This is a genomic window from Marinomonas profundimaris (genome assembly GCF_000508165.1).
GTDB classification, from domain to species: Bacteria; Pseudomonadota; Gammaproteobacteria; order Pseudomonadales; family Marinomonadaceae; genus Marinomonas; species Marinomonas profundimaris.
On record NZ_AYOZ01000034.1, the window covers coordinates 91977 to 104982 of the forward strand.

Below are 13006 nucleotides of genomic sequence, written 5' to 3' on the forward strand. Positions count from 1 at the left end.
ACGGCTTTTCAAAAAAAACGCAGAGCCTTAACCGTTTTTATTTGTACCATAGGATAACATTAAGTGACAACAGTCATACTATGAATTTTACAAAAAAGCTTTTAATAGTGGTTGAAATTGTCTATTAATGAGAAGTCATAGTATGTGATATATTACCGACTTAACCACTGCCTCGGCACAAAAGTATTTAAGGAAATAGGCCTAAACATATGTCTGCATCGAAAAAAACGAAAACCAGCTTACCGCAGAAAACGGCCGAAAAACTGCGTGAACGAATCCATAATCAAGGCTTAAAAGCCGGTGATAAATTACCCACGGAACCCAACTTGATGGCGGAACTGTCTGTCAGTCGTACCGTGTTACGAGAAGCCATTGCCACATTAAAAGCAGAAGGCTTAGTGGAAGCCAAACAAGGCATCGGTGTGTTTGTCGCCGAACCAAAACAGGATCTATTGTCGTCGCTGAGAAAAAACACACGAACATTGACCGACACAATAGAATCTCTCGAGCTTAGAACCGCCGTAGAGATAGAAGCCGTGGCACTTGCCGTAGCACGCTGTTCTCCTGCGCAAGAAGCCGAAATATACCGTTGTTTCGACGCGTATGAGAAAAAAATTCAGCAAGGTGAAAGCGCAGAGCAAGAAGACTTTGAGTTCCACCTTGCCATCGCCAAGGCCACCAACAACCAGCATTTTGTGGATTTTCTGGAAGTCCTTGGGCGTCGCACCATTCCACGAGCAAGACTGCGCGAAGAAGCAGGTTTACCAAGAGATCCAGAGATCGACAAGTCGCTCAACAATGAACACAAAGCCATTTTGGACGCCATCGAAGCCCGTGATACTAAAGCCGCACAACACGCGATTCGTGTTCACTTAAACAATGGTAGCGAACGTTATCGAAAATTGGTTCGCGAAATAGAGCGAACCAAGTCATAGTATGAATATGTGGTTTTTATCGAATAACCTATGCTATGTTTGCTGTCTCAGAACAAGAAAAAGCAAACATAAGGCAGAGCATTCGCTATGAAAATCACTCAAATCATCACTCATCATCTGACTCACACGCTTGAAAAGCCGTTTGAATCTGCGTCAATGCGGTTCACTTCTCGCGACCATCTATTGCTTGAAATACACTGTGATAACGGCCTAATCGGTTGGGGCGAATGCCTCGGCAATCGCATTGTGAACGATGCGTTTATAAAAGCCATGACGCCGCTTTTAATCGGCAAGAATGCCCTCGACATCGAGCCTATCTGGCTCATGCTTTACAACACCTTTCGTGACCAAGGTCAGCGTGGCGCGACAATCAACGCCATTAGCGGTATCGACATCGCCCTTTGGGATCTGGCGGGGAAATTTCACCAATGCCCGACGTACCAGCTTATGGGCGGCGCGTTTCGCACACGCATTCCAGCCTATGCAACAGGCGGTTTCCGCATCATTGGTGAAGACCGTATTGAAAGCCTGTTAAACGAAGTGTCAGGTTATAAAGTACAAGGCTTTGAGGCCGTCAAAATCAAAATCGGCTTCGGTGTCGCTCTCGATGTCGCTTCTATCAAAGCGGTTCGACAATGTTTGGGAAATGACATCGAACTCATGATAGACGCCAACCACGGCTACGATCATATCGATGCCGCACGCGTTGCCAACCAAGTCGCCGATTGCAACATTCTTTGGTTTGAAGAGCCCGTCGTGCCAGAAGCCCTATCAAGCTACAACAAGTTACGAACCACGCAACCGATCCCACTCGCCGGTGGCGAAACATGGCATTCACGTTGGGGCATTAACGAGGCACTCAAACAAAACACTGTCGATATTTTACAACCTGACGTGTGTGGTGTTGGCGGCTTAAGTGAAGCTCGAAAAATCCTGACCTTGTGCGATATTTATGGCGTGCGCTGTGTGCCTCACGTTTGGGGAACCAGCATTGCCTTAGCCGCGTCGTTGCATTTTCACGCGATCATCCCGCCTAGCCCTCCGTCTCCGGGCACAGGTTCGCCGCGATTTGAGTTTGATCAAACTCACAACCCATTTCGCTCAAGCATCGTGACCACACCGTTTGAGCTAGATAACGGCTACTTGACTGTGCCAAATGGACACGGTTTGGGCATAGAGATCCTTCGTGACGAAATCGCCAAATTCGCCCCACAGCAATAAAATAGGAAAGACGATGACTCGCACATTAATCGGAAAAGCACCGCGCATCGCCCTGCCAAAAGGCAGCGTAGACACGCACATTCATGTCTACAGCGCACAGCATCCGTCTATGCCGGGCGGGCCAGACCTGCCTGTCGATGCCGCAAATTTAGCGGATTACCAAAAAGTACAACACTGGCTCGGGCTGGAAAAGGTTGTGATCACGCAACCTAACGCCTACCAGACGGACAACACCTGTTTGCTGGAAGCCTTAGACGAACTCGGCGATAACGGCCGCGGCGTCGTGGCCGTGACCACAAAAACGAGTGATGCAACGCTTCAAGCTTGGCATGATCGTGGTGTACGTGGCGCACGCATTATGGAACTGACACTTGGCGCAGTTCGTTTAAAAGACTTGCTGGAAGTGAACGCCAAAATCAGACCATTTGATTGGACCTGCATCGTACAGTTTAATGGTCGCGAAATACTCGACCGCACAGCGTTGCTGGAAAAGGTTCAAGGCGATTATGTGATTGACCATCACGGTAAATTTCTCCCACCCGTGACGCCAGATTCAAAAGAGTTTGATCAGTTGCTGCGTTTAATCGACAAGGGCAATTGTTATTATAAAATCGCCGCCTGCTATGAAAGCTCCGTGACGGGCGGGCCTGATTATCAAGACATCGCCGAGTTATCCAAACGCATTATTGCCCACGCGCCAGAACGGGTTATTTGGGGCAGTAACTGGCCGCATGTTTCCGGTGCGCCGGAAGACGCGCCCAATGACGTTCAACTTTTGGACACGGTGATGAGCTGGATGCCGGATGAAACAACACGCCAGTCCATCTTTGTCGACAATCCAAATCGACTTTATTGGCGCAACGAACATTAAATAGATACTTTCGTTTTTTGGAGAGGACGTTTTTATCGCTTCACTCTGTTAAAAATTTTTGCTTTGATGGGAATTGGTCATTTTCTACACACCAAGCCCATCAACAAGGATTTTTATGATGCAGAACAAACACTGGTTATCCACAGCAAGCCTTCTTCCTTTATTCATTGCTAGCAATGTAACGCTCGCAGCGAGTCAAGCCGCCGATGCCGTTTCTCCAGAAGCGGCCAGTGGTGTACAGCATAAAACCTTAACTCACGCTCAGCAATTTATGGTCGCCACCGCGAACCCTGTCGCCAGCCAAGCCGGTTATGATGTCCTAAAAGCAGGCGGTTCGGCGATCGATGCGCTTGTGGCGGTGCAAATGACGCTCGGTTTGGTGGAACCGCAATCGTCTGGTTTGGGCGGCGGCGCCTTCGTGGTGTATTACGACGCGAGCAAGCAAAAACTCACCACGTTCGATGGCCGAGAAACCGCGCCATTAGACGCCACTCCCGCACTCTTTCAAGACCAAAACGGCGAACCGCTCTCTTTCTATAGTGCGGTTGTCGGAGGTCGTTCCGTTGGCACACCGGGAACCGTAAAACTGATGGACGAGCTGCACAACAAATACGGCAAAACGCCTTGGAAAGACCTGCTCGCTCCGGTGGAAAAACTCGCACAAAATGGCTTTGTAGTGTCTCCGCGTTTGTCCGAATCCATTGAAGGCAGTAAAGAGCGCCTGTCTCGATTCCCTGAAACGAAAGCCTATTTTTTCAATACGGATGGCTCTCCATTGGCCGCTGGCAGTGTGTTAAAAAATCCTAAATACGCCGAAACAATCTATCTATTAGCACGAGAAGGCAGTAACGGTTTTTATTATGGGCAAATCGCCAAAGACATCGTCCATAAAGTGCGCAGCATTGACGATAACCCTGGTGTTCTGTCGATTGACGACTTCGCCACATACAAGATCAAAGAACGCTCGCCAGTGTGTTTGCCATACAAACAATACGATGTGTGCGGCATGGGGCCTCCGAGCTCCGGTGCGCTGACCGTGGGCCAAATTCTGGGTATTACTGAGCAATTTAACCTGGCCGCTTTAGGTCCAAATTCTCCAGAAGCATGGCAAATCATCGGCGACGCGTCGCGTCTGGCGTTTGCGGATCGTGGTCGTTACATGGCTGACACCGACTTTGTACCGATGCCGCAAGGCTTGTTGGATAAAACCTACTTAGCCGAACGCGCCAAATTAATCACACCAGGAAAAGCATTGGACACAGTGGCAGCCGGTGAGCCTGCATGGAAACAGCCGATCGCATTGGCTGACGACATTGCCATCGAACTGCCTTCCACCAGTCATATTTCCATTGTGGATAAAAACGGCAACGCGGTATCCGTGACCACAACGATTGAAAATGGCTTCGGCTCCAACGTCATGAGTCATGGCTTTTTACTCAACAACGAACTGACCGACTTTTCCTTTAAGTCTCATCAAAATGGCTACCCTATTGCGAACCGATTAGAACCAGGAAAGCGCCCGCGCTCTTCTATGTCACCTACCATTGTGATGAAAGACAAAAAACCGTATTTAGTGGTTGGCTCGCCGGGCGGCTCTCGTATTATTGGTTACGTGGCGAAAACGCTGATCGCACATCTTGAATGGGGAATGGACATCCAGGAAGCCATCTCGCTGCCAAATAGACTCAATCGATTTGGTACGTTCGACCTTGAAAAAGGCACTGACACAGAATCCCTTGAAAAATCACTCAGTGAGATGGGGTTCGACGTGTCCATTCGAGATTTGAACTCAGGTGTACAAGGAATTGTGATTCAAAAAAATGGATTGTTAGGTGGTGCAGACCCTCGTCGAGAAGGCTTGGTTTTGGGGGAATAACAGCGATTTGGAGAAGAAAAATAGATCCACTCACGACCAAGAGTAACGATGTTACTCTTGGTTTTTTCACCTTAATTTTTTATGCCTGATTCTTTTTATAAACGGCAACGTCATTTCGCCCTGCTCGCTTCACATCATACAAAGCAGAATCCGCCGATTTTATCGCTGCATCAAGCGCTTGTTCGTCATCACCCGTGAAGCTAGAAACACCAATGCTCGCCGAAAAGGACAGTGGCTGGCCATTAAATTCTAATGTTGTTGATCGCATACGCGCTAAAATATCAAAGGCAAATGCTTGTGCGTCTTCCAAACTCGTCTGCGTAAAAAGTACCACAAACTCGTCACCACCTAAGCGAGCAACCATGTTCGGTTTTTTCACGACATCCAGCAATATACGGCTGAATTCAATTAACACGGCATCGCCACCAGCGTGGCCAAATTGATCGTTAATTTGTTTTAGGCTGTCTAAATCCAACACCAAAAGTGCAGACTGATTTTCCTGTTTGAGCGCAGATAATGTTGATAAATAAGCGTCACTCTTTTGATAAAAGTACCCACGATGGTACGTGTTCGTCAGGGAATCTATCGTGGCCAATTTTGCCATTTCCACTTCCATGACATCAATTTTGAAAAACAGACCTATCAAATACCAAGAAAGCAGAGGCGTCACTGTCATGGTGATGATACAAATAATCACGATGTCTTGCTCTGGAAGATAGGAATAGTCTAGTAATTCAACCAAGATGAAATTGAATGTAATGGCTAAGAGTGTTGACAGCATAGTGAGGATACACACCAACCCCACTCGCCCAAGTTTTCTAAGGCTCATTCTTACTAACGGTGTCACGCGACCTCCAGTTGTCCAAATTACAGGAAAAACAACATGATACTCGTAATCCAAGCGCTAAATACAGCATTTGAAGCCACAAACATTACAACAAAACCCAAGATTGCCAAATAAGGCGCAGCGCCATTAAGGTCAATACGATATTAAAAATACGATGAAAATAGCGATCTGGCATACGTTTAAGTAACCGAAGGCCAACCCACGTTCCTACCGCACCACTCAGCACCATACACACCAAGAGTGGTAACCACGCAGTCAAAGGAAACCCTGCTGCTTCAAACACCGCCACTTTCAGCACATGCTGTAAGGACATGGCCGCCGCGAACGTCGCGACGGTACGAAAACGATCCGCGTGAATTTGCTTTACGAACGCCGCGACCAACGGCCCCGTTGCGCCAGCAAATAAGGTAATAAACGTCGTGATCGCGCCCGCCATCACTGTGCCCCATGTTCCCAATACCATTTTAGGCAACTTTGGTCCCCAACATAAATACAGGATAAACAGTGCAATGGTTAAATACATGATTGCTGGCGGCAGCGACACCAAAACGAAGCTGCCGATTAACGCGCCCACAATCGCACCGGGTAAAAACGCACCAATCAGCTTCCAGTCGATGTGTCGCCAACTCATCGCCGCGCGCCCAGCGTTAGACCCTAACTGCGCCACACCATGCAGCGGGATAATCAGCTGAGGCGGCAACACTTGCGCCATCACGCCAAGCAACATCACGCCACCGCCTGCACCGAAGCTCGCAGTGAAAAATGATGTCAGCCCTGCAACCATCACCAGAAGAATAAATATATGAGGAGACACTTGGTCAAAAAACAACGAAAATAACGTCATATGAACGGAACTACACAGTAGGTTAATAAAAAGAACAGCGAAGGAAACAGCCCGCGTCTGGCAGAACCTATGAGTTACTGTTTGTAGATGTCTTTATCTAAATCGTACTTACGCATTTTGTCGTAGAGTGTTTTACGCGGTAAACCGAGCGCATCCATCGTGTCTTTGATCGACCCTTTTTGACGCAGCAACTCTTGCTCCAATAAGGTTTTTTCAAAACGCTCTAACTGCTCAGGCAAGGTCATCACACCGGGATTGTTTTCATTGATGATGATCTGATCGAACTCAAAGGAACCGGCTTCGCCCATCAGCACATAGCGCTCTGCAAGATTACGCAATTCGCGTACATTTCCGGGCCAATCGTAGCTTAATAAACTGTGCATACGCGCCGCAGACAGTGGCTCAGATTCTCGCTTATATTGCGCAATTGCCACCAAACAAAAATGCTGCCACAACAAAGAAATGTCGTCTTTGCGTTCTCTCAGTGGCGGAATGTCCACACGGACCACATTCAGTCGGTAATACAAATCTTCGCGGAACGTTCCGCCTTCACTCAACTGTTTTAAGTCCACCTTGGTGGCCGCCAAAATGCGCAAATCTAGGTCGATGCTTTTATTAGACCCTAAACGTTCCAACCGGCGCTCTTCCAATACCCGCAATAAACGAATCTGCATCGACATTGGCATGCTTTCAATTTCGTCCAAAAACAAGGTACCGCCATTGGCGTGTTCCAATTTACCAATACGTTGTGTTTTCGCATCGGTAAACGCGCCTTTTTCATGACCAAACAATTCCGATTCCATAATAGAATCCGGCACCGCGCCACAGTTGATCGCCACAAATGCGTGCCCTCGACGAGAACTGTGCTCGTGAATATAACGCGCCACCAGTTCTTTACCTGTGCCTGTTTCCCCTTGAATAAGAATATCCGCACCCGTATCCGCCACATGCAACAACGCCTGACGAAGACGATGAATGCCCGGCGTGTTGCCGATAATACGAGGGCCAGGTGCATTCTGTGCAACCAATTCCAAACGTAAGTTACGGTTTTCTAAGGTTAAACGGCGTTTTTCAGACGCGCGACGCACCACATCCAAAAAGTCTTCGTTCGAAAAAGGTTTTTCTATAAAGTCATACGCGCCATCTCGAATCGCGCTGACCGCCATGCTGATGTCGCCATGTCCGGTGATTAAGATAAACGGGATTTCCGCGTCAATCTTTTTAACGTCTTCGAATAACTCTAAACCGCTTTTTCCGGGCAAGTTGATATCGCTCACAATGACGCCGGACCAGTCCAAAGACAATCGCTCTGTGACACCTTGCGCCGTCGTGAATTCAGCGACATCAAAGTCTTCAAGCTGCAATGTCTGAGAAATCGCCATACGAACCGCTTGCTCATCATCGATCAAAATTACTTGCTTGCTGTCCGGCATTACAATTCCTCTTTTGGCGCTTTAGAAAGTGACGCGTGGTGTATAAAACGCGGTAGAGTAACACAAAACTCGGCGCCGCCGTTTGCTTGGTTTTGAGCGCTAATTTGCCCGCCCATGGCTTCGACGATACGTTGGCTGATAGACAAACCAAGCCCCAAGCCCAAGCCCGACGATTTAGAGGTGAAAAAAGGTTCAAACAGGTTCTTAATGGCTTCGTCGCTCAAGCCATTGCCTGAGTCTTGTACGCAAATCACCACGTTATTATCCACCATCGATTGCTCAATGCGCACTTGCCGTTCATGATCAGGAACTTCTAAAATCGCGTCGGCGGCGTTGGCCAATAAATTAACCAATACCTGCTCTAAGAAGACCATATCACCATTGACGATGAAGCCCTGATCCTCGGTCACAACCAATTCAATGCCCACTTCTTTGTATCGCGGACTCATGATTTTAAGCGCGCCCATTATCGCCGTTTGCACCGCAATAGGACCTTGTTGTACATCGCCTTTTCGCGCAAAAACTTTAAAACGGGCAATGATATCTCCCATGTGATGCCCCAACTGACTAATGTGCTGCAAGTTGGCGTGAGCTTGTTCGTAATTGCCACGATCTAAAAACTTCAAACCATTACCCGCGAACGCACGAATGGCAGTAAGTGGTTGGTTTAATTCGTGATTTAGACCTGCACTAAGTTGACCTAATACCGCCAATTTCGCGGTTTGAATCAGTTCCCGTTGCGTGCCTTTGTGCTCTTCAATTTCGTGTCGTAAACGTGCGTTGGCACCTTCTAATTCAAAGGTTCGTTCGCGCACTCGTTCTTCTAAGTCAATTCTGGCTTGGGTGATTTCTTGCTCGTAACGTTTGCGTTCCGTCATATCATGGAACGTCACCAAATAGCTCAAGCGATTTGGCAACTGCATTTCACACAAGGTCATTTCCACTGGTACCGTCGTTTGATCGGAATACCCTAAGCGGCCTTCTCTGGTCAGAACTTTCATGCCTAAATCGTTCGCCGCGTCTCGGAAATCATCGTGGAATGACAAGTCGGTCCCGTCTTTCTCATCGCCGCGAAACAACACACTCAAAGGCAAACCGACCAATGGCGCTAATGGTTGGCTAATCAGTTTTTCGACCGCGGGGTTAAAAGACTCGATTTTGTGATTTTCATCCAACGTGACCAAGCCCGCTTGAGTGTTTTGAATCACCTCTCGAATGTACGCTTGATTATGGCGAGTCATCTCATTGGCATCGGATCGCTCTCGCAGCATTCGTGTACGCAACATCGCCAGACCAAACAACAACGCGGTGATCATGACACCACCCGCAAAAATAGCGCGCCACAATGCAATTTCTTCATTGATGGTTTTAAGCGGGGCCAGAATGGAAATTTTGAAGCCCAATAATCGAATCGGTCGACTCATTGTCAAGAACGAAAGTCGCTCTAATTCCGTTTCTTCATTCGCTAATGTGTTGGCAAGCACATCCACAATTTGAGATTTTTCATCAAATTGTTTTTGATAAACAATGGCCAACTTTTCAATCGATTGACCGTAATAACGCTGAGAGTCCGCGATACGTTGCAATTCGGCATGTGACAGCTCGCCAAAAACACGATACAACCAGGTAGGACGAGAGCTGCTAAACACAATGCCATCAGGATCCAGCAATAAAAACTCATAATGCTGGTTGGCAAAACGTTTCTCGAACTGGGTTAAATCCACTTTAACAACGGCGATACCAATAATAGAGTCGCCTTCATACACAGGGTATGAGAAGTAATAACCACGACGATTGGATGTGGTGCCCAATGCATAATAGCGGCCGGGCTTGCCTTGAATGGCGTCTTGAAAATAGGGCCGAAACGCGAAATTCCGGCCGACGAAGCTGGCTGACTCACGGTAGTTGGACGCGGCGATGGTTAGGCCATCGGTGTTTAAAATGTAACTGTCTGACGCTTCAGTAATGCGGTTAATCTGTTCCAGTTCGCGATTGAGTTGGTTGATGTCTGAATCAAAACCATCCCGCAGGGCTTTTTTCACCCTGTCATTAGACGCCAATAACGTCGGCATATGTTGATATTTGGCGATCGCGCTTTCCAACACGCTGGCCAACTGATTCAGCTGTTCAAAGGAATCAATTCGTAACGTCTTGATTTGCTGGTTTTTTAACGCTTCTCCACCTTTCCAGATGGTCAGTAGCGTTATGATAAAAACCATAATATAGAACCAAAAAAAGTACTTTTTCAGGCCTTGGGAATACAACGATTTCAGACTGGAACGGTTAATTTCACTCAAAAACTTGTCCTAATAGACTATTCTAATTGGATACATTTCTTACATTGAATTCGTATCTTATTTCAGGCATTTTTAGCCAAGTACACACCAAACACTTTTTATTGACCCTTTACCAAAAGGATAAAAATGCATTCGATCAGTATTCATTGCCCTTCAATCGACGATCTCATTCAAAAACTAGAAGGAGTTCAGTCGCCTGATTTAATCCAACTATACGGGACCTTGGCGATAAAAGAAGCCAAACCGTGGGCAATCTACCTATCTCAACGCTTTCCTGATGCCTGCCGTATTGGTATGGCAAGCCAAAGACATATATCGAATGGTCAAGTAAAAAGCGATGGCGCAACGCTCATTTTATCCTATTTTGAAAAAAGTCATCTGGTTCATCACTCCGCCGCCTACGATGGCGAAAACGCCGATCAGTCTGGACAAGCATTGTTTGCGCCTTTTTTAACGCAAACAGAACAAAACCAAGCCCGTGTTTACATTGTGTTACTGGATTCCAAAGACGCCATACAAAGCGACTTTTTTAATGTGACACAAAAAAATGACATTACCGTAAGCGGTGGACGCGCTGGTATTTACGACCATGAAAACAGCTGGGTTCTCTATCAAGACAACCTTTATCAAAACCAGTCTATTGCCGTGGGCATTGTCGGTAAGTGTCTCAGCCAACAGCGAGATGTGTTTGTTGATAACATCGCCATTGGTCGTCGTATGTTGGTCACCGCCAGCGAAGGCAACATCATCAAACAAATTGACCATTTGCCAGCCCAACAGATCTATCAGCGATACTTATCAAATGGTGAGAAAATCAGCCTTTCTCTTGCCAACCGATTTGCGCTCACCACGGTGCATAATAATATTGAAATCAATGCGGTGCCATTAAAGTGGGAAAGTGATGGTGCAATTCAAATGAGTGAGGCCATCCCCGAAGGCGCTTATGTGAAGTTTCTGTATTTTCATCCTGCTCAATCCTTGTATTCGATTACACCAAAAATCCAACATCTTAACGAACAACAGCCCGACAGCGTGTTCGTGTTTAACTGCATCAGTCGTGATGATTTCATTGAAGAGCAGCCCACGGACAAACTAAATTTGCTCAACCAAGTCATGCCTTTGCACGGCGCTTATTGTTTTGGGGAGTTTTTCTCCACACAATTTGGCGCAAAAGTAATGCAACATGCCCTTACTTATTTGGCCATCAACGAATCTGGCTACGGCATAAAACGCGAAGTCGAACCGATTCAATTACCCGATGTGAAAGATTCTCTCGCCCCCATGTTCAACTTGATCAGCAATGCTTTTCAGGATCTTGAACAAGAATCAGCGTCGTTTTCTACATCCGCAGACAATGACTCGACAGGCAATCATTCCAACAACGATTGGTTATACGATGTACAAACGGGGCTTCTGAATCGTTTTTCTCTGCTCGGTCGTCTGACTAACACACAAGATATTGCTCACCTTGCTGTGATGCGGATTCGTAACTTCCGTCTGATTAATCAGCAATATGGCTATAACGCCGCGGATGATTTATTTGCCCAGCTAGCACACTATTTAAAGCGACGTTTGGACGCGAACTCCGTCGGCATAAACTTTACCTGTTACCGTTTATCCGCCAACGAAATCGCCGTCTCTATCCACAGCGATATTACACCGAAAAAAATCGTCAGACTGTTCCAAAACCTAGCAGAGGACATTGAAAATCAAGCGTTTTCTAGCATCAATAAGTTGGAACATCTGCTGACACTGAGTCTCTCCGTTGGCATGGCTTCAGCTTTTGATCAGGAGGGGCTGCCTCTTTGTGAGCAGTCGCATCTATTGATTAAAGCCAGCGAATCCAGACGGTTTGCACAAATCAATAATCAACCCATTTTCTGGAGTGGGAATTTACCCACCAGCGTCACCACAGAAGAAAATCTTGATTGGATTTTTCAAATACGCAAAGCACTCGAAAACGACGATATTTTGGCTTATTTCCAGCCTTATTACGACAGTGAAACAGGGGCGGAAGTGGGTGCAGAAGCCTTGCTTAGAGCGCGTATCGACGGCAAACTTGTCAGCCCTGCGTTGTTTCTAGACTTGATAAAACAAACGCAGCTTTACGCTAAAATAACGCTGACCATGCTGGCCAAATGTGAACGTATTCTCAATACGTATCCCAATGTTCATGTTGCCTTAAACCTGTCTGTCTTAGACTTTAAACATTACTCGACTCTCAAAGCCTTGCGAGAGTTTTTCAAACGCAATCAAGTCAACGGCCGTTTAACACTGGAAATCACCGAATCGGAATCCATCCAAGATTATGAATGGATCAGCCCAATCATTAATGAATTCCGTGAAGCAGGCGCCTTATTAGCGATTGATGATTTTGGCGCAGGTTATTCGAATTTAGAGAAGCTCATCGCCCTGAACCCAGATATTTTGAAGTTAGATGGCTGTATTATCAAAACCATCGACACGGATGACAAGCTGCAAAAATTGGTTCAGCACATCAACAACCTCGCTCATTCTTTAGGCATAAAAACGCAGGCTGAATTTGTGCATAATGAAGCGGTAAAACAACAGTTGAAGACGCTGAAAGTGGATTATTTACAAGGCTTTCATTTGTCCGAGCCCATTAGCGAATCCGAATGGCTTGAACAATACAATGACGATACCGTGAACTAACCGCCATTC

Annotated in this window: 9 protein-coding genes; 5 read left to right on the top strand and 4 right to left on the bottom strand. The window is 46.7% G+C overall.

The features are described from left to right. The first annotated feature begins 209 nt into the window (after window positions 1-209). From D104_RS31230 to ggt, 4 genes are all read left to right on the top strand, one after another. Window positions 210-935, top strand: coding sequence for a FadR/GntR family transcriptional regulator (locus D104_RS31230; protein ID WP_024024580.1), 726 nt, complete (start codon window positions 210-212; stop codon window positions 933-935). Window positions 936-1022: 87 nt separating this feature from the next. Further along, a complete protein-coding gene (locus D104_RS31235; RefSeq protein WP_024024581.1) occupies window positions 1023-2156 on the top strand; it encodes a mandelate racemase/muconate lactonizing enzyme family protein in 1134 nt (377 codons plus the stop codon). A 13-nt stretch (window positions 2157-2169) separates the two neighbouring features. Beyond that, window positions 2170-3027, top strand: coding sequence for an amidohydrolase family protein (locus D104_RS31240; RefSeq protein WP_024024582.1), 858 nt, complete (start codon window positions 2170-2172; stop codon window positions 3025-3027). A 115-nt stretch (window positions 3028-3142) separates the two neighbouring features. Then, window positions 3143-4903 carry a gamma-glutamyltransferase gene (ggt, locus tag D104_RS31245; protein WP_200866766.1) on the top strand — a complete coding sequence of 587 codons (1761 nt, stop codon included), beginning with the start codon at window positions 3143-3145 and terminating at the stop codon, window positions 4901-4903. A 79-nt stretch (window positions 4904-4982) separates the two neighbouring features. On the opposite strand, the gene D104_RS31250 is transcribed toward ggt, so the two are convergent. The 4 genes from D104_RS31250 to D104_RS31265 form a co-directional block, all read right to left on the bottom strand. Continuing rightward, entirely contained in the window at window positions 4983-5750 is a 768-nt protein-coding gene (locus tag D104_RS31250; protein WP_152531165.1) for a GGDEF domain-containing protein, read from the bottom strand. 85 nt (window positions 5751-5835) lie between these two features. After that, window positions 5836-6594, bottom strand: a complete 759-nt coding sequence (locus D104_RS31255) for a sulfite exporter TauE/SafE family protein (protein WP_024024585.1) — start codon at window positions 6592-6594, stop codon at window positions 5836-5838. Between the two features lie 74 nt (window positions 6595-6668). Then, window positions 6669-8027 (bottom strand): sigma-54-dependent transcriptional regulator, encoded by a 1359-nt coding sequence (locus tag D104_RS31260; RefSeq protein ID WP_024024586.1) that lies wholly within the window; start codon window positions 8025-8027, stop codon window positions 6669-6671. Continuing rightward, entirely contained in the window at window positions 8027-10246 is a 2220-nt protein-coding gene (locus tag D104_RS31265; protein WP_084546037.1) for an ATP-binding protein, read from the bottom strand. Before D104_RS31265 ends, D104_RS31260 begins: the two co-directional genes overlap by 1 nt. 204 nt (window positions 10247-10450) lie before the next feature. Here D104_RS31265 and D104_RS31270 point away from each other — a divergent pair, with 204 nt between their 5' ends. Then, the gene (locus D104_RS31270; RefSeq protein WP_024024588.1) at window positions 10451-12997 is read left to right on the top strand and encodes a bifunctional diguanylate cyclase/phosphodiesterase; all 2547 of its coding nucleotides are present in this window, start codon (window positions 10451-10453) and stop codon (window positions 12995-12997) included. The last annotated feature ends 9 nt before the right edge of the window (window positions 12998-13006 follow it).

Coding starts and splice junctions, on each gene's coding strand:
- D104_RS31230 (WP_024024580.1), top strand. CDS start 210: ATGTCTGCATCGAAAAAAACGAAAACCAGCTTACCGCAGAAAACGGCC.
- D104_RS31235 (WP_024024581.1), top strand. CDS start 1,023: ATGAAAATCACTCAAATCATCACTCATCATCTGACTCACACGCTTGAA.
- D104_RS31240 (WP_024024582.1), top strand. CDS start 2,170: ATGACTCGCACATTAATCGGAAAAGCACCGCGCATCGCCCTGCCAAAA.
- ggt (WP_200866766.1), top strand. CDS start 3,143: ATGATGCAGAACAAACACTGGTTATCCACAGCAAGCCTTCTTCCTTTA.
- D104_RS31255 (WP_024024585.1), bottom strand. CDS start 6,594: ATGACGTTATTTTCGTTGTTTTTTGACCAAGTGTCTCCTCATATATTT.
- D104_RS31260 (WP_024024586.1), bottom strand. CDS start 8,027: ATGCCGGACAGCAAGCAAGTAATTTTGATCGATGATGAGCAAGCGGTT.
- D104_RS31265 (WP_084546037.1), bottom strand. CDS start 10,246: ATGGTTTTTATCATAACGCTACTGACCATCTGGAAAGGTGGAGAAGCG.
- D104_RS31270 (WP_024024588.1), top strand. CDS start 10,451: ATGCATTCGATCAGTATTCATTGCCCTTCAATCGACGATCTCATTCAA.